General features: G+C 68.8%; 14 protein-coding genes. 9 read left to right on the forward strand and 5 right to left on the reverse strand.

What is annotated here, in order from left to right; translation table 11 throughout:
• Positions 1 to 113 precede the first annotated feature (113 nt).
• Complete coding sequence (locus tag AB5J49_RS32570; protein ID WP_369172435.1) at positions 114 to 1,787, reverse strand: FAD-dependent oxidoreductase; 1,674 nt, start codon at positions 1,785 to 1,787, stop codon at positions 114 to 116.
• 118 nt (positions 1,788 to 1,905) lie between these two features.
• Between AB5J49_RS32570 and AB5J49_RS32575 the strand changes: the two genes are divergently transcribed.
• The 5 genes from AB5J49_RS32575 to AB5J49_RS32595 all read left to right on the forward strand — a co-directional run bounded on the left by AB5J49_RS32575 (position 1,906) and on the right by AB5J49_RS32595 (position 6,225).
• On the forward strand, positions 1,906 to 3,174 hold the full coding sequence (locus tag AB5J49_RS32575) for a cytochrome P450 (RefSeq protein ID WP_369172436.1): 1,269 nt from the start codon (positions 1,906 to 1,908) through the stop codon (positions 3,172 to 3,174).
• Positions 3,171 to 3,497, forward strand: coding sequence for an antibiotic biosynthesis monooxygenase (locus AB5J49_RS32580; protein WP_369172437.1), 327 nt, complete (start codon positions 3,171 to 3,173; stop codon positions 3,495 to 3,497). The genes AB5J49_RS32575 and AB5J49_RS32580 overlap by 4 nt, the downstream gene beginning before the upstream one ends.
• 62 nt (positions 3,498 to 3,559) lie before the next feature.
• Positions 3,560 to 4,069, forward strand: coding sequence for a MarR family winged helix-turn-helix transcriptional regulator (locus tag AB5J49_RS32585; protein ID WP_369172438.1), 510 nt, complete (start codon positions 3,560 to 3,562; stop codon positions 4,067 to 4,069).
• Between the two features lie 48 nt (positions 4,070 to 4,117).
• Positions 4,118 to 4,450, forward strand: a complete 333-nt coding sequence (locus AB5J49_RS32590; RefSeq protein ID WP_369172439.1) for a DUF3817 domain-containing protein — start codon at positions 4,118 to 4,120, stop codon at positions 4,448 to 4,450.
• Between the two features lie 74 nt (positions 4,451 to 4,524).
• A complete protein-coding gene (locus tag AB5J49_RS32595; protein ID WP_369172440.1) occupies positions 4,525 to 6,225 on the forward strand; it encodes a methylmalonyl-CoA mutase in 1,701 nt (566 codons plus the stop codon).
• Positions 6,226 to 6,235: 10 nt separating this feature from the next.
• Here AB5J49_RS32595 and AB5J49_RS32600 read toward each other — a convergent pair whose 3' ends face one another.
• Positions 6,236 to 6,853 carry a TetR/AcrR family transcriptional regulator gene (locus tag AB5J49_RS32600; RefSeq protein WP_369172441.1) on the reverse strand — a complete coding sequence of 206 codons (618 nt, stop codon included), beginning with the start codon at positions 6,851 to 6,853 and terminating at the stop codon, positions 6,236 to 6,238.
• A gap of 245 nt (positions 6,854 to 7,098) precedes the next feature.
• Between AB5J49_RS32600 and AB5J49_RS32605 the strand changes: the two genes are divergently transcribed.
• The 4 genes from AB5J49_RS32605 (at position 7,099) to AB5J49_RS32620 (ending at position 11,455) form a co-directional block, all read left to right on the forward strand.
• Positions 7,099 to 8,073 carry a tetratricopeptide repeat protein gene (locus AB5J49_RS32605; RefSeq protein ID WP_369172442.1) on the forward strand — a complete coding sequence of 325 codons (975 nt, stop codon included), beginning with the start codon at positions 7,099 to 7,101 and terminating at the stop codon, positions 8,071 to 8,073.
• A 662-nt stretch (positions 8,074 to 8,735) separates the two neighbouring features.
• Positions 8,736 to 9,374, forward strand: a complete 639-nt coding sequence (locus AB5J49_RS32610) for a DUF6230 family protein (RefSeq protein WP_369172443.1) — start codon at positions 8,736 to 8,738, stop codon at positions 9,372 to 9,374.
• A 142-nt stretch (positions 9,375 to 9,516) separates the two neighbouring features.
• Positions 9,517 to 10,089, forward strand: coding sequence for a DUF6114 domain-containing protein (locus AB5J49_RS32615; protein WP_369172444.1), 573 nt, complete (start codon positions 9,517 to 9,519; stop codon positions 10,087 to 10,089).
• Entirely contained in the window at positions 10,079 to 11,455 is a 1,377-nt protein-coding gene (locus tag AB5J49_RS32620) for a hypothetical protein (RefSeq protein ID WP_369172445.1), read from the forward strand. Before AB5J49_RS32615 ends, AB5J49_RS32620 begins: the two co-directional genes overlap by 11 nt.
• Positions 11,456 to 11,589: 134 nt before the next feature.
• Here AB5J49_RS32620 and pyk read toward each other — a convergent pair whose 3' ends face one another.
• The 3 genes from pyk to pta form a co-directional block, all read right to left on the reverse strand.
• Complete coding sequence (gene pyk, locus AB5J49_RS32625) at positions 11,590 to 13,020, reverse strand: pyruvate kinase (RefSeq protein ID WP_369172446.1); 1,431 nt, start codon at positions 13,018 to 13,020, stop codon at positions 11,590 to 11,592.
• 116 nt (positions 13,021 to 13,136) lie between these two features.
• Positions 13,137 to 14,345: an acetate kinase gene (locus AB5J49_RS32630; RefSeq protein WP_369172447.1), complete on the reverse strand. Its 1,209-nt coding sequence runs from the start codon at positions 14,343 to 14,345 to the stop codon at positions 13,137 to 13,139.
• Positions 14,342 to 16,468, reverse strand: a complete 2,127-nt coding sequence (pta, locus tag AB5J49_RS32635; RefSeq protein ID WP_369172448.1) for a phosphate acetyltransferase — start codon at positions 16,466 to 16,468, stop codon at positions 14,342 to 14,344. The genes AB5J49_RS32630 and pta overlap by 4 nt, the downstream gene beginning before the upstream one ends.
• Between the last annotated feature and the right edge of the window lie 196 nt (positions 16,469 to 16,664).

Genomic DNA, 16,664 nt, shown 5'->3' on the forward strand with positions numbered 1-16,664 from the left:
ACAACGTCCTAGGTGTGGGTCGTCCAGTGGGGGCGTTCAGTCGGGGTCAGGCGGAAGGCCGGCCAGGAGGAGGTCAGCCAGGAGGAGGTCGGCCAGGAGGGTGGCGGCGGCCTTCAGTCGTGGCAGAGCACGGACCGCAGCACCTTCGTCAGCACGCGATCGGCGTCCGGCATCGCCGCGTCCGTCCGCCAGGCGACGAAGCCGTCGGGGCGTACGAGTACGGCACCGTCCTCGGCCGTGCCGTGCAGCTCCGCCCAGTCGGCGTCCGGGTCGGGGGCGAGGTCGTGGTCGGGTCCCGTGCCGACGAGATACACCTCGACCGGGATGCCCAGGTTCGAGGAGGCCTTCTCCGCCGCGGTCCGCCACTTCTGCCCTCCGGACCCGGCGAGCAGCACGAAGGAACGCTCGTACAGGTCGAGCGTGGAGATCCTGCCGCCCTCCGTCATCACCCACATGTGGGGCGCACGGCTCCCCGGCTCGCCGCCCAGCTGGAAGGCATCGGGGACGATCGGCCGCTCGGCGGGGGCGTCCACCACGGCAGGGGACGCGTAGCGGTAGCAGAGGGAGACGGTCATCAGGTCCGCCGGGTCGTTGTTGCGTCCCGCGGCGGGACTGAATCCCGGGTGCTGCTCGTCGGCGGCCTGGACGCACGCCCGGGTGCCGGTCGCGAGGGCGACGGGCCGCCGTTCGAGCTCGTAGGTGTCGAGGAGCGGCGGGCCCGCCCAGCCGCGGAGCACCGAGGCCAGCTTCCAGGCGAGGTTGTGGGCGTCCTGGATGCCGGTGTTGGAGCCGAACGCCCCGGTGGGGGGCATCTCGTGGACCGCATCCCCGGCCAGGAAGACCCGGCCCTCGCTGTATCTGTCCGCGACCCGCTTCGACGCGTGCCAGGGCGCCTTCCCCGTGACCTCGATGTCGAGGTCCGCGACGCCGACGGCAGCGCGGATGTGGGCCGCCAGCCTCTCGTCGGTGAAGTCCTCCAGCTCCTCGCCCCGGTCGGGATACCAGGGAACGTGGATCACCCATCGCTCCTCGTTGTCCACCGGCAGCAAGGCACCTTCGCCCTGGGGGTCGGTGACGTAGCAGACGACGAATCGTTTCTCTCCGACGTACTTCCTGAGCGCCCTGCTGCGGAACGTGACGCTCACGTTGTGGAACAGCTCGCCCGGCCCCGACTGGCCGATCCCCAACTGGTTGCGGACGGGGCTCCTCGGGCCGTCGGCGGCCACCAGGAAGTCGGCGTTCACCGTGTAGGTCTCACCGGTCTCCCGGTGCCTGATCCGCGCCTGCACTCCCTCGCCGTGCTGTGTGAAGGAGAGCATCTCCGAGTGGAAGCGGATGTCGGCACCCTGCTCGGTGGCGTAGCTCAGCAGGACCGGCTCGAGATCGTTCTGACTGCACAGGCACCAGTCCGAGGAGCTGACCCGGGTGACGTCCATGCCTCCGGAGATGTCCCCGACGATCCAGCGGCGCTGTTCCCCGGTGAGAGTGTCCACCTGGAGAATGCCGTCGTTTCCGGCGAGAACGTGGGCCGCCTCCCGAATACGGGATTCCAGCCCCGCGGTCCGGTAAATCTCCATGGTGCGCACGTTGTTGCCGCGGCCACGCGGATGTGTCGATGTCGCGGCATGGCGCTCCACGAGCATGTGCTCGATGCCGAGGCGCCCCAGGAATACCGAAGTGGAAAGACCCACCAGGGATCCGCCGACGATGAGAACTGGTACAGATTCCGCTTCGTGTCCGCTCACGTCGACGATGTTTACCAGGCCGGACTGCCACACACACGTCATACGACGACCCGACCCATATGGCGCAGTGCCGTTTGCGGCGCGGTGTCGCCCGGGAAACGGTGGCTCTGACCGACGGAATCCGACCGCCGGAATCCACGCCTACCCCGGGGATCCAGTCATGACGCAAGCGTTCGCATCCGAGGAATCCGAGGCCCTTTCGTCCGAAGCGGCCGCGGCCGCGGCCTCGTCCTGCAGCCGGGAGTTCCGGGCCAACCCGCATCCCGTGTACGCGGCGCTCCGGGAGACGGCGCCCGTGTGTCCGCTGTCTCCGCCCCACGGCGTCGAGACGTACCTGATCACGCGGTACGACGACGCGCGGGCCGCCCTGGCCGACCCGCGGCTGAGCAAGGACATGTACGGCGCCATCGACGCCTACCACCGCATCTTCGGTGACTCGTCGATCGCGCTGGACGACAACATGCTCTTCTCGGACCCTCCGAAGCACACCAGGCTCAGGAGGATCGTCGGCAGTACCTTCACGCCGAAAAGGGTGGAATCGCTGCGTGTGCGCGTGCAGGAGATCACCGATGATCTGCTGGACCAATGCTCGACGTCGGGTTCGGTGAACCTGCTCCCGGAGTTCTGCTTCCCGCTTCCGCTCCACGTCATCTGTGAACTTCTGGGCGTCCCGGAAGACGAACGCAAACAGGCTCAGGAATGGTCCGCCACCGTCGCGCAGACAGGTTTCGGGCCGGAGGCGAGAAAAGCGCTGGAAATCGCCGAGGGAAACCTGCGCGACTATCTCGCGGAGTTGTGCGCACGGAAGCGGAGCGAGCCGGACGGAGGTCTGCTCAGCGCACTCGTCACGGCCCAGGACCAGGAGGGCGCGCTCACCGACCACGAACTCGTCTCGACGGCGTGGGTGCTCCTCTTCGCGGGCCACAAGTCGACGGCGTACCAGATCGGCAACGCCGTCTACCACTTGCTCAGCCGGCCGGACCAGAAGGAACTGGCGCTCCGGGACGCGAGTGCCATGAACGCGGCCATCGAGGAGATCTTCCGGTTCGAGGCCTCCGTGGAGAACTCGACCTTCCGTCACGCGAAGGAAGACATCGTCATCCGGGACATGCTCATCCCCAAGGGCGCGCTCGTCCAGATCTCGATCACCGGGGCCAACCGGGACCCGGAGATGTTCGCCGAGCCCGACGAAATGGACGTCCAGCGGCCGAACGTCCAGGCGACGCATCTCGCCTTCGGGTACGGCCCGCACTACTGCATCGGCGCACCGCTGGCGCGGGTGGAGATGCAGACCGCCCTCACCTCGCTCTTCGCGCGGTTCCCCGACATGGCCCTGGCCGTGGCGCCGGAGGACGCGCGCTGGCTGACCGTGCCGTTCCCCGCGTTCCGCGGGCTGGCGGAACTCCCGGTCGTCCTCGACCCCTCATGACGGGCGGCTCCTCGGCCCCGGAACGGGTGCGTGTCATCCGACTGCTGCGGGTGCGTGCGGGGATGGAAGCGGACTTCGTGAAGTCCTACAAGGACGTGCTCGCGAGGGCCGCGCGATTCCCCGGACACCTCGGTGAACAGCTCTGCCGTTCCCTGGACGATCCGGCTCAATGGCTGCTCACCAGCGAGTGGGACAGCCTCGAAGCCATCCAACGGTGGCGCACCGGCCCCGAGCACAGAACCCTGGTCGAGCCGATGAACGCCTGTCTGCACGACGATCGGTGGACGGCGCTCTTCCAGGTGAAGGAGACGGTGGCCGGCTGAGCGCCGGACCGAAAGGCGAGACGGGGCTGACCAGCATGTGACCGGCCGGTAAGGTCGGTCCCGTGCCGAAGCCGCTCAGTCTTCCCTTCGATCCCATCGCGCGCGCCGACGAACTGTGGAAGCAGCGCTGGGGCACCGTGCCGTCCATGGCCGCCATCACCTCGATCATGCGCGCGCAGCAGATCCTGCTCGGTGAGGTCGACGCGGTGGTCAAGCCGTACGGACTGACGTTCGCGCGGTACGAGGCGCTGGTGCTGCTCAACTTCTCCAAGGCCGGTGAGCTGCCGATGTCCAAGATCGGCGAGCGGCTGATGGTGCATCCCACGTCCGTGACGAACACCGTCGACCGGCTGGTCAGGTCGGGCCTGGTCGACAAGCGCCCCAACCCCAACGACGGGCGTGGCACGCTCGCCTCCATCACCGACAAGGGCCGCGAGGTCGTCGAGGCGGCCACCCGCGACCTGATGGCCATGGACTTCGGACTCGGGGTGTACGACGCCGAGGAGTGCGCGGAGATCTTCGCGATGCTGCGCCCGCTGCGGGTGGCGGCGCACGACTTCGACGAGGGCTGAGCGGGCCCCGGGCAAGATCTCCCGGAACGGGTGGTTACGCTCGTACGCATGAAGAAGAGCGTCCTGACCCGCTACCGGGTGATGGCTTACGTCACCGCCGTCATGCTGCTCGTGCTGTGCACCTGCATGGTGTTCAAGTACGGCTTCGACATGGGCGAGGACGTCACCTTCGCCGTCTCCCAGGTCCACGGCTTCCTCTACATCATCTATCTGGTGTTCGCCTTCGACCTCGGCTCCAAGGCCAAGTGGTCGTTCGGCAAGCTGCTGTGGGTGCTGCTCTCCGGGACGATTCCCTTCGCCGCTTTCTTCGTCGAGCGCAAGGTCACCCGCGAGGTCGAACCCCTGGTCAGCGAGTCGGTCCCGGCTGTCGCCAAGGCCTGACGCAACCGCCGTACCGACGCGTACGGCGGTTCTCCCATCGACATTTACTAGGACGTCCTAGTAAATTCGAAGGTATGGACGCTGACGCCATCGAGGAGGGCCGCCGTCGCTGGCAGGCCCGTTACGACGCCGCACGCAAGCGCACCGCGGATTTCACCACGCTCTCCGGAGACCCCGTGGAGCCGGTGTACGGGCCCCGGCCGGGAGACAGGTACGAGGGCTTCGAGCGGATCGGGTGGCCCGGGGAGTACCCCTACACGCGCGGGCTGTATCCGACCGGCTACCGAGGGCGGACGTGGACCATCCGGCAGTTCGCCGGGTTCGGGAACGCCGAGCAGACCAACGAGCGCTACAAGATGATCCTCCGCAACGGCGGAGGCGGTCTCTCGGTCGCCTTCGACATGCCGACGCTCATGGGACGGGACTCCGACGACCCGCGCTCGCTGGGCGAGGTCGGCCACTGCGGTGTCGCCATCGACTCGGCCGCCGACATGGAGGTCCTGTTCAAGGACATCCCGCTGGGCGACGTGACGACGTCCATGACCATCAGCGGTCCGGCCGTGCCGGTCTTCTGCATGTACCTGGTGGCGGCGGAGCGCCAGGGCGTCGACCCCGGCGTGCTCAACGGCACGCTGCAGACCGACATCTTCAAGGAGTACATCGCCCAGAAGGAGTGGCTCTTCCAGCCCGAGCCGCACCTGCGTCTCATCGGCGACCTCATGGAGTACTGCGCGGCCGGCATCCCCGCCTACAAGCCGCTGTCCGTCTCCGGCTACCACATCCGCGAGGCCGGATCGACGGCCGCGCAGGAGCTGGCGTACACGCTGGCGGACGGGGTCGGGTACGTCGAACTGGGCCTGTCACGCGGGCTGGACGTCGACGTCTTCGCCCCCGGCCTGTCCTTCTTCTTCGACGCGCACGTCGACTTCTTCGAGGAGATCGCTAAGTTCCGGGCTGCCCGCAGGATCTGGGCGCGCTGGATGCGGGACGTGTACGGGGCGCAGAGCGACAAGGCCCAGTGGCTGCGCTTCCACACGCAGACCGCGGGCGTCTCGCTCACCGCGCAGCAGCCGTACAACAACGTCGTGCGTACGGCCGTGGAGGCGCTCGCGGCCGTGCTCGGCGGGACCAACTCGCTGCACACCAACGCCCTCGACGAGACCCTCGCGCTGCCCTCCGAGCAGGCCGCCGAGATCGCCCTGCGCACCCAGCAGGTCCTCATGGAGGAGACCGGGGTCGCCAACGTGGCCGATCCGCTGGGCGGTTCGTGGTTCGTCGAGCAGCTGACCGACCGGATCGAGGCCGACGCCGAGAAGATCTTCGAGCAGATCAAGGAGCGGGGGCTGCGGGCGCACCCCGACGGGCAGCACCCCATCGGACCGATCACGTCCGGGATCCTGCGCGGGATCGAGGACGGCTGGTTCACCGGGGAGATCGCGGAGTCGGCCTTCCGCTACCAGCAGTCGCTGGAGAAGGGGGACAAGCGGGTCGTCGGGGTCAACGCCCACACCGGCTCCGTCACCGGCGACCTGGAGATCCTGCGGGTGAGCCACGAGGTGGAGCGCGAGCAGGTACGGGTGCTGGGCTCCCGCAAGGACGCGCGGGACGACGGTGCCGTGCGGGCCGCGCTCGACGCGATGCTCGCCGCCGCGAGGAACGGCGGCAACATGATCGGGCCGATGCTGGACGCCGTACGGGCCGAGGCGACCCTGGGCGAGATCTGCGGTGTGCTGCGCGAGGAGTGGGGGGTGTACACCGAGCCGGCGGGGTTCTGATCGTTCTGGGCTATGCGGCGCCGGTGAGGCCCAGGAGCAGGATGCGCGTGAAGCTGCGCACCCACTCCTCGTCCGCCGGCTCCGCGCTCACCAGGGTGCGGTGCACCACCGCGCCCGCCACCACGTCGAAGATCAGGTCCGCTGTGCGTGCGGCTTCCTCCGGATCCGTCTCCGGGGGGAGCTCGCCGCGTTTCTGGGCCCGGGAGCGGCCCTGGAGGACCAGGCGCTTCTGGCGCTCGACGATGGACCGGCGGATGCGCTCGCGCAGGGCGTCGTCCCGCGTCGACTCCGCCACCACCGCCATCAGCCCGCTCTTGGCCTCGGGGCGGGCCAGGATCGCCGCGAACTGCAGGACCACGCCCTCGATGTCGGCGGCGAGAGTGCCGCGGTCGGGGAGCTCCAGTTCGTCGAACAGCTCCGCGACCGCGTCCACCACCAGCTCGTTCTTGCCGGACCAGCGGCGATAGAGGGTCGTCTTTGCAACCCCGGCGCGCGTTGCCACGTCTCCCAGGGTGAGCTTGGACCAGCCCACCTCGATCAGCGCCTCCCGGGTCGCGGCCAGGATCGCCGTCGCCGCGGCGGCGCTGCGCGGCCGGCCGGGGCGGGCGGCGGAGGTGCGGCTCTGCATCCCCTGACCATATCCCCGCGATATCGGGGGATTCTGTGAGGTCGTGAGGGAGATCACCCGGGGGTGGTGCCCCGGAGGCACTCGATGCCATTACGCTACGACTCGTAGCGAAAGCTCGCGACGGACGTACGCGAGCGACCGCACGCACGGCGTGGGGTGGGGACCCGGCGTCGGAACAGCATCAGGCCTGACCGGCTTTCACAGTGCTTTTCACACGTGCGCGGGGAACGGGGGAGGATAGACGCATGCAGCCACGGAACATGTCCATGAGCGGAGTCGTCGACCTCGCCGCGGTGAAGGCGGCCCAGGAGGCCAAGGCGAAGGCGGAGCAGGCGCGTGCCGAGGCCGCCCGACAGGGCGGGGGAGGGGCCGTGTCGCCCGCCGACCTCGTCATCGAGGTGGATGAGGCGGGGTTCGAGCAGGAGGTCCTCCAGCGGTCCACCGAAGTGCCCGTCGTCATCGACTTCTGGGCCGAGTGGTGCGAGCCCTGCAAGCAGCTGAGCCCGGTGCTGGAGCGGCTCGCCGTCGAGTACAACGGCCGCTTCCTCCTCGCCAAGATCGACGTCGACGCCAACCAGATGCTGATGCAGCAGTTCGGCGTGCAGGGCATCCCCGCCGTCTTCGCCGTCGTCGCGGGCCAGGCGCTGCCGCTCTTCCAGGGGGCGGCCGGCGAGGCACAGATCCGGCAGACGCTCGATCAGCTCGTCACCGTCGCCGAACAGCGCTTCGGCCTCACCGGCATCACCGTCGACCCCGACGCCGAGCCCGGTGGCGCCCAGACCGCTCCCGCCGTGCCGGTCGGCCCGTACGACGCGTTGCTCGAGGCCGCCGTACAGGCCCTTGACGCGGGAGACTTGGCCGGTGCCGTCCAGGCGTACAAGAACGTACTGAGCGAGGACCCGGCCAATATGGAGGCCAAACTCGGGCTCGCCCAGGCCGAGTTGTTGCAGCGCGTGCAGGATGCCGACCCGCAGCAGGTGCGCAAGGACGCCGCCGACAAGCCCGCCGACGCAGCTGCGCAGATCGCCGCCGCCGACCTGGACCTGGTGGGCGGACACGTCGAGGACGCCTTCGGGCGGCTCATCGACACCGTGCAGCGCACGGCGGGTGACGACCGGGAGGCCGCACGGCTTCGGCTGCTGGAGCTGTTCGAGGTCGTGGGCGCGGACGATCCGCGCGTGGCGGCGGCGCGCAGGGCGCTTGCGCGCGCGCTGTTCTGACCGGGCCTTCGGGCGGGGCAGCGGCCCCGTTCTGACCAGTAACTAAACGCGCAGGCTCGTGTTGCCTGAGTGAAAGATCTGCCGACAGGGCATCAAAGCGGCCGCGCTTTACCAAATCTTGGTAATCGCGGCCGCAGTTACTGCGGGTAAGTCGAAGGCGTCGTTCTGTCGGATTCTGTCCGGCGATTACTGGACTTGTCCGGTCACTTGAGGCCACCCTGCGTCGCTGATCGAGACCGGCGGGTCGTTGTTCGGTTATCCCCCCGTTACTACCGAGTAACGAAGCCCCTTGTGCGGGCGGCGAGAATGCACCACGATCGGCCACGCTCGGTCCATTCCCGTACCCCGACAGCCGGTTGGGTCGCGGGAGTTCCTGGGTCCCCACCGAGCAGAGTCGGCGGCAGTGGCGCCGGCTCTTGGGCAGGGGGGTCTTCGCCTGCTCGGCGAAGCCTGTCCAGCAAGGTTGTGCGTGATGCGTGTCAGGCGCGACCAGTGGTTGTCGCTCGGGGGTGATCGCCGGTGATTCGGGCGCGTTTCGCGCCGCCGAGCGCAGGCGCTCTCCTTCCCGAGGACGTAGCACTTCTCCCATCCCTGCCCGGCTGAGCCGTCAAGTCGACAGTGGCAGCCAGGGCCAGGAGATGTACGTCCGAGAAGGAGGAAATATGGAGTCCCAGGTGCGTGGCGGGACCAGATGGAAGCGGTTCGCTGTGGTCATGGTGCCCAGCGTCGCCGCTACGGCTGCGATAGGTGTCGCCCTCGCGCAGGGCGCTCTCGCCGCGTCGTTCAGTGTCTCCGGCCAGTCGTTCAAGGTCACGACCGACAAGCTCGTCGGTACGGGTTTCTCGCAGTACGGCGCTCTTGACGAGGGCTACACGCTCTCCGGCAAGAAGACGGTTCACCCCGTCGCCGTCTCGGGGTTCCAGACCGCGACGATCAGCAACATGTGCCAGTCCGTGGTCACCCCCGACATCCCGATCCTCGGGAGTGTCAGCCTGATTCTGCGGGCGGGTGAAGACCCGAAGAAGCCGGTCGAGGCCAAGAACCTGTACATCGACGTGGCCGACCTCGAGGCCGACGCCACGTTCGAGAACATCGACATCGGTGTGGCTGCCAAGGACGCCAGCAAGGGTCCGGGCATGAAGGGTGGCGGCGAGCAGGCCAACCCCTTCGGGTTCGCCCAGCAGGCCGACAAGGCCACGCTGGTCGGCGTGAAGCAGACGGCGTGGGCGACCACGGCCGGAACCTTCAAGCTCAGCGGTCTGAAGATGTCGCTGTCGACGGGTGTCAAGGAGTGCTACTAAGCACTCTGTGACGGGCGGGGGAGCCGATGGCGCCCCCGCCCGTCCCCTCTCCACCCGCTTTCTTCACAAGCGGTCACACGCACTACAACTCACCACCACCGCACCACCATCACAGCAAAGCCGTAGCAGGGAGCTGTTTTCCATGAGCGCCGAGACTCCTGCCGTATCCGGCCAGTTCACCCACAGGAGGACGCAGTTCCGTGCCTGGCGGGGTACGCGGCCGTTCTGGGCCGGTCTGTTCGTCATGCTCGGCGGACTCCCCATCGCCTACTTTCCATACGCGAACCTCCAGATCGGTCACCTGACGCTGGCCATGCAGACCGCGGGGGGCTCCAGCTCCCTGATCATCGGTGTGCTGCTCGTCGTCCTGGGCTTCACTCTCTGGTTCCAGAAGCACGTCCGCACCTTCGCGGGCGTCGCGGCGATCCTGCTGGCGCTCGTCTCCATCCCGCTGTCCAACCTCGGTGGCTTCCTCATCGGCTTCCTCTTCGCCCTCATCGGCGGGGCGATGGCCGTCTCGTGGGTCCCGGGCGCGCCGCCCGAGTCGGAGCAGGCGCAGCGGGACGCGACGGGAGTGGGTGGCGCTCCTGAAGGCCTGGACCCGGACACCACGGTGCTCAAGCCCGTCCAGGGCACGGCCGAGTTGGGCAAGTCGAACGATCTGTCAGGAACGAGCCCGGCGAACGGGGCGAACGGGAGGCACAGTGCCGGCTGACGAGGTGACCCACGGGACTGAGGTGGACAAGTCCCGTGTGAGAACCGGGCCGCGTCACGCGGCGCCCAAGAAGCCGCTGTTCACCAGGTTCCACATGCCGGCGGGCAAGGCGATAGCCCTGGCGGCGATGCCCACGGCGGTCCTGATGGGGATGGGCTTCACGCCCACCCTCGCGCAGGCCGACAGCAACAACTCGACGAAGCCGACGTCCAACAGCCTGACGGCGGACGAGTACAAGGAGTGCGTGGCGGCCCTGGAGGACGATGCCTCCGCGTCCCCGGGTGCCGATGAGTCCACGGACAGCGACGAGGCGGCGGAGCCGACCCCGTCGGCGTCGGCCTCCGCCGGCGAGGACTCCTCGGACTCCTCCGGCTCCTCCGACGGTTCGGGATCTTCGGACTCCTCGGGCTCCGCGGGCGACTCCTCCTCGTCGGATTCAGGTTCCGACGACGGGGCCGAGCCCACGCCGACGCCCTCCGCGAGCAAGACGAGCGAGGCCCAGTCCGGCGACACCGCCACGCCGAGCCCCTCGGCCTCCGAGAGCGGCGGCAACCTGCTGGAGGACATCGGCGACGCGATCACCGGCGTCTTCACGGGTGGCTCCGCCGCCAAGGAGAGCGCGAGCCCGACGCCGACGCCCTCCGCGAGCGCGAGCGAGGAGGCGGCTTCCGGCTCCTCGGAGACCTCTGACTCCTCGGACGCCGCCGGCAAGGACACCTCCGAGGCCTCCGACCCCGTCAAGGAGACCGCCGAGAAGGTCACCGACACGGTGAAGGACACCGTCGACGGCACCACCGACAAGGTGTCCGAGGCGGCGCAGGGCGCCACCGAGGCGGCCGGCGAGGCCACCGCCTCGCCCAGTCCCTCCGCGAGCGCCGGCACGGACCCCGAGGACTGCCCGGCCGCCACGGACGAGGAGGGCGGCGTCGACAACACCGTGCCGCTGCCCGACGACCCCTGGTTCCTGGACGCCAGCTCGCTGCTGCTCAAGGGCGCCGACTACCAGGGCATCGTCAAGGTGAAGACGGCCAACGGCACCACCAAGAAGGTGCTGAAGTACGTCGTCTCCGACGGGGTCGACATCGGCGACCTGCACCAGACGGTGAAGGACAAGCAGTCCGGCAAGACCTACCACGTGCAGGCGGCCGGGGGCTCGACGTCCACGTTCCGCAACGGCAAGGTCGTGATGTACACGGAGAGCATCTCCGGCAACCTGCTGGGCCTGATCCCGATCACGTTCAGCCCGGAGAACCCCCCGCCGCTGAACATCCCCCTGATCTACTTCACCAAGGTGAAGGTCGTCCAGGCCGGCCAGTTCGGCGGCACCCTGCACGTGCCCGGACTGCACTCCTACGTCACCGACTGAACCGACTGAGCCGGGCGTCCGCGACGGACGCCCCCCACAAGCCCGTTCGGGAGCCGCGAAAACGCTGAGGGCGCCCCCTGGATCACAGGGGGCGCCCTCAGCGCCGTACGGGGGCCTTCAGGGCCCTTGTGGGATCAGTCCCGTGCGCCGCCACCGAGGTGGTGGACGCGGACCATGTTGGTGGTGCCGGGAACGCCGGGCGGGGAACCGGCGGTGATGACCACGATGTCGCCCTCGTTGAACAGGCCGAGCTTGACGATCTCCTGGTCCACCAGGTCGACCATCTCGTCGGTGCTGTTGACGAACGGCACGACGTGCGGCTCGACGCCCCAGCTGAGCGTCATCTGGTTGCGGGTGGACTCGTCCGTGGTGAACGCGATGATCTGCTGGGCGGCGCGGTAGCGGCACAGGCGGGGGGCGGTGTCGCCGGACTGAGTGAAGGCCACCAGGCCCTTGCCGCCGAGGAAGTCGGCGATCTCGCAGGCCGCGCGGGCCACCGAACCACCCTGTGTACGGGGCTTCTTGCCCGGCACGAGCGGCTGCAGGCCCTTGGAGAGCAGCTCCTGCTCGGCCGCGGCGACGATCTTCGACATCGTCTTGACGGTCTCGATCGGGTACGCGCCCACGCTCGACTCGGCGGACAGCATGACCGCGTCGGCGCCGTCCAGGATCGCGTTGGCCACGTCGGAGGCCTCGGCGCGGGTCGGGCGGGAGTTGGTGATCATCGACTCCATCATCTGGGTCGCCACGATCACCGGCTTGGCGTTGCGGCGGCACAGCTCGATGAGCCGCTTCTGCACCATCGGGACCTTCTCGAGCGGGTACTCGACGGCCAGGTCGCCACGCGCGACCATCACGGCGTCGAACGCCATCACGACGTCTTCCATGTTGGCGACCGCCTGCGGCTTCTCCACCTTGGCGATGACCGGGACGCGGCGGCCGACCTCGTCCATGACCTTGTGCACGTCCTGCACGTCGTTGGCGTCCCGCACGAAGGACAGCGCGACCATGTCGCAGCCCATGTCCAGCGCGAACCGCAGGTCCTCGACGTCCTTCTCGGACAGCGCCGGCACGTTCACGGCGGCGCCGGGCAGGTTGATGCCCTTGTGGTCGGAGACGACGCCGCCCTCGATGACGATCGTCTTCACCCGGGGGCCGTCGACCTCGGTGACCTTCAGCTCGACGTTGCCGTCGTTGATGAGGATCTGGTCGCCCTTGGTGACGTCGCCCGGCAGGCCCTTGTAGGTGGTCCCGCAGATCTGCTTGTCGCCCGGGACGTCCTCGGTCGTGATGACGAACTCGTCACCGCGCTCCAGCTCCACAGGGCCCTCGGCGAAGGTCTCCAGACGGATCTTCGGACCCTGGAGGTCGGCGAGCACACCGATGGCCCGCCCGGTCTCCCGGGCGCCGGCCCGCAGGCGCTCGTAGCGCCCCTGGTGGTCTTCGTGCGTGCCATGGCTGAAGTTGAAGCGGGCCACATTCATGCCCGCCTCGATCAGCGCGACGAGCTGTTCATGGGAGTCGACCGCGGGGCCGAGAGTACAAACGATTTTCGAACGGCGCATGGGACGATCCTATCGGTTTGTTTCGCCGCGGAATATTCCGTCTGGTGGAAGATACAAATGAGCTGGGCTTTGCTCAGCCGTGTTACTCGGGCGTTTGCCACGCGGTGGGCTGCATATCAAATGCGGCCGACCAGTGCGTAGGTCTGCGTCGCGATCTCCAGTTCTTCATCCGTCGGCACCACCGCGACCGCCACCCGCGCGTGCGCCGGCGAAATCAGCCGCGGCTCGTCACCGCGTACGGCGTTCAGCTCGCCGTCCACCGCCAGGCCCAGCTCCGCGAGGCCCGCGACGGCCGCCTCCCGCACGGGCGCCGCGTTCTCCCCGACGCCGGCCGTGAACGCCACCGCGTCCACCTTGCCGAGCACCGCGTAATAGGCGCCGATGTACTTCTTCAAACGATGAATGTAGATGTCGAAGGCGAGCTTCGCCTCTCCGTCGCCCTCGTCGATGCGGCGCCGGATCTCCCGCATGTCGTTGTCGCCGCACAGGCCGATGAGGCCGCTCTTCTTGTTGAGGAGAGTGTCGATTTCAGCGATGGACATTTCGCCAACGCGTGCCAAATGGAAGATGACCGCCGGATCCACATCACCGGATCGCGTACCCATCACGAGTCCCTCCAAAGGCGTCAGCCCCATGGAGGTGTCCACGCACTTCCCGCCCCGTACGGCGGACGCGGACGCGCCGTTGCCGAGGTGCAGCACGATGACGTTCACGTCCTCGGGAGCCTTGCCCAGCAGCTTCGCGGTGGCCCGGGAGACGTACGCGTGCGAGGTGCCGTGGAAGCCGTACCGGCGTATCCGGTGCCGGTCGGCGGTCTCGACGTCGATGGCGTAGCGGGCGGCCGACTCCGGCATCGTCGTGTGGAACGCGGTGTCGAAGACGGCGACCTGCGGCAGGTCCGGGCGCAGCGCCTGGGCCGTGCGGATCCCGGTGAGGTTGGCCGGGTTGTGCAGCGGGGCGACCGGGATGAGCCGCTCGATCTCGGCGAGCACGGCGTCGTCGACGACCGTCGGCTCGGTGAAGCGCTTGCCGCCGTGCACCACCCGGTGGCCGATCGCGGCCAGCTCGGGCGAGTCCAGCCCGAGGCCGTCCTTGGCGAGTTCCGTCGACACCGCCTTCAGGGCGGCCTCGTGATCGGCTATCGCCCCGGTCCACTCGCGAGTCCCGCCGCCGCTCGCCGGCCCGGTGTGCTTGAGCCGGGACGTCTCCTCGCCGATGCGCTCGACGAGCCCCATGGCCAGCCGGCTGCCGTCGCGCATGTCGAGCAGCTGGTACTTCACCGACGAGGAGCCGGAGTTGAGGACGAGGACGCGGGACGAGCTCACTGGGCGGTTGCCTTCTCGCTGGGGGACAGGGCGGGGGACAGAGCGGGAGACAGGGTGGGGGACTGGGCCTGGATCGCCGTGATGGCGACGGTGTTGACGATGTCCTGGACCAGGGCACCCCGGGACAGGTCGTTGACCGGCTTGCGCAGGCCCTGCAGCACCGGGCCGACGGCGATCGCGCCGGCCGAGCGCTGCACGGCCTTGTAGGTGTTGTTACCTGTATTGAGGTCCGGGAAGATCAAAACCGTTGCCTGCCCGGCCACTTCCGACTCCGGCAGCTTGGTCGCGGCGACGGACGGCTCCACGGCGGCGTCGTACTGGATGGGCCCCTCGATCTTCAGATCGGGCCGCCGCGTCCGCACCAGCTCGGTCGCCTCGCGCACCTTGTCGACGTCGGCGCCCGAACCGGACGTACCCGTCGAGTACGACAGCATCGCGATCCGCGGCTCCACGCCGAACCGCTGGGCCGTGGTGGCCGACTGGATGGCGATGTCGGCCAGCTGCTCGGCGTTCGGGTCGGGGTTCACGGCGCAGTCGCCGTAGACGAGGACCCGGTCGGCGAGGCACATGAAGAAGACCGACGAGACGATGTCGGCGTCCGGGTTCGTCTTGATGATCTCGAAGGCGGGCCGGATGGTGGCGGCGGTCGAGTGGACGGAGCCGGAGACCATGCCGTCCGCGAGGCCCTCCTGCACCATCAGCGTGCCGAAGTAGTTCACGTCGGAGACGACGTCGTACGCCAGCTCCACCGTGACCCCCTTGTGGGCGCGCAGCCCCGCGTACTTCTCGGCGAAGGAGTCGCGCAGCTCGCTGGTCGCCGGGTCGATCAGCTGGGTGTCGCCGAGGTCGATGCCGAGGTCGGCGGCCTGCTTGCGGATCCGGTCGACCGGCCCCAGGAGCGTGAGGTCGCAGACGTTGCGGCGCAGCAGCACCTCGGCGGCGTGCAGGACGCGCGGCTCGGTGCCCTCGGGCAGCACGATGCGGCGCATGCGCGAGCGGGCCTGCTCCAGCAGCTTGTGCTCGAACATCATCGGCGTGACGCGGTCGCTGTTCGGCGCCGAGACCCGCTTCAGCAGGTCGCCGGTCTCGACGTACCGCTCGAACAGGCCGAGGGCGGTCTCCGCCTTGCGCGGCGTGACCGCGCTCAACTTCCCCTCCAGGGAGAAGAGTTGCTCGGCGGTCGGGAAGCTGTAGCCCGGCACCGAGAGCACCGGGGTGCCCGGGGCGAGGCGGGCGGCGAGGGTGAGGACCTCGTCGCCGGGCCGCTCGTCGAGGGTGAGCAGCAGGCCGGCGATCGGCGGGGTGCCGGCGCTGTGCGCGGCCAGCGAGCCGACGACCAGGTCGGCGCGGTCGCCCGGGGTGACGACCAGGCAGCCCGGGGTCAGGGCGGTCAGGAAGTTCGGCAGCATCGCACCGCCGAACACGAAGTCGAGGGCGTCGCGCGCGAGCCCCGAGTCGTCGCCGAGCAGGACCTTCGCGTCCAGGGACTGGGCGATCTGCGAGACGGTCGGCGCGGACAGGGCGGGCTCGTCCGGCACGACGTAGCAGGGCACGGGCAGCCGTGCCTGAAGCCGCTGGGCGATCTCGTCCCGGTCGCCCCGGGCGACCCGGTTGGTGACCATGGCGAGCACGTCACAGCCCAGTCCCTCGTACGCCCGGTAGGCGTTGCGCGTCTCGGCCAGCACGGACTCGGCGGTCTGCTTGCGCCCGCCCACGACGGGTATCACGGACGCGCCGAACTCGTTGGCGAGCCGGGCGTTGAGGGAGAGCTCGTCCGGGAGCTGGGTGTCGGCGTAGTCGGTGCCGAGGACGAGGACGACGTCGTAGTCACGGGCGACGACGTGGAACCGGTCGACGAGCGTGGACACCAGCTCGTCGGTCCCGCGCTCGGCCTGGAGGGCGGACGCCTCGTGGTAGTCCATGCCGTAGACCGTCGCCGGGGCCTGGGACAGGCGGTAGCGGGCGCGCAACAGCTCGAACAGACGGTCGGGTGAGTGGTGCACCAGCGGCCGGAACACCCCCACCCGGTCGATCTGGCGGGTCAGGAGCTCCATGACCCCCAGTTCGACGACCTGGCGGCCGTCTCCGCGATCGATGCCGGTCACGTACACGCTGCGCGTCACGCGTGCTCTCCGTTTCGTCTGTCGGCGTTTCGTCTGTCGGTGGCTTGGCGGAGCCTTTGCTCTGTTCCGGTCAAGGGTCGCAAAATCGCCCAGTGGGGTGAGCGAAACCCTCTTGACAATACCCTTGCCGGTGGATAAGGCGCCCGCCAGGATCGAGGGTCGGACAGGGGCCTTCGAGACGTGAAACAATCGGACT

Source organism: Streptomyces sp. R28 (genome assembly GCF_041052385.1).
Classification (GTDB): domain Bacteria; phylum Actinomycetota; class Actinomycetes; order Streptomycetales; family Streptomycetaceae; genus Streptomyces.

Coding starts and splice junctions, on each gene's coding strand:
- AB5J49_RS32570 (WP_369172435.1), bottom strand. CDS start 1,787: ATGACGTGTGTGTGGCAGTCCGGCCTGGTAAACATCGTCGACGTGAGC.
- AB5J49_RS32610 (WP_369172443.1), top strand. CDS start 8,736: ATGGAGTCCCAGGTGCGTGGCGGGACCAGATGGAAGCGGTTCGCTGTG.
- AB5J49_RS32605 (WP_369172442.1), top strand. CDS start 7,099: ATGCAGCCACGGAACATGTCCATGAGCGGAGTCGTCGACCTCGCCGCG.
- AB5J49_RS32615 (WP_369172444.1), top strand. CDS start 9,517: ATGAGCGCCGAGACTCCTGCCGTATCCGGCCAGTTCACCCACAGGAGG.
- pyk (WP_369172446.1), bottom strand. CDS start 13,020: ATGCGCCGTTCGAAAATCGTTTGTACTCTCGGCCCCGCGGTCGACTCC.
- AB5J49_RS32575 (WP_369172436.1), top strand. CDS start 1,906: ATGACGCAAGCGTTCGCATCCGAGGAATCCGAGGCCCTTTCGTCCGAA.
- AB5J49_RS32580 (WP_369172437.1), top strand. CDS start 3,171: ATGACGGGCGGCTCCTCGGCCCCGGAACGGGTGCGTGTCATCCGACTG.
- AB5J49_RS32590 (WP_369172439.1), top strand. CDS start 4,118: ATGAAGAAGAGCGTCCTGACCCGCTACCGGGTGATGGCTTACGTCACC.
- AB5J49_RS32595 (WP_369172440.1), top strand. CDS start 4,525: ATGGACGCTGACGCCATCGAGGAGGGCCGCCGTCGCTGGCAGGCCCGT.
- AB5J49_RS32600 (WP_369172441.1), bottom strand. CDS start 6,853: ATGCAGAGCCGCACCTCCGCCGCCCGCCCCGGCCGGCCGCGCAGCGCC.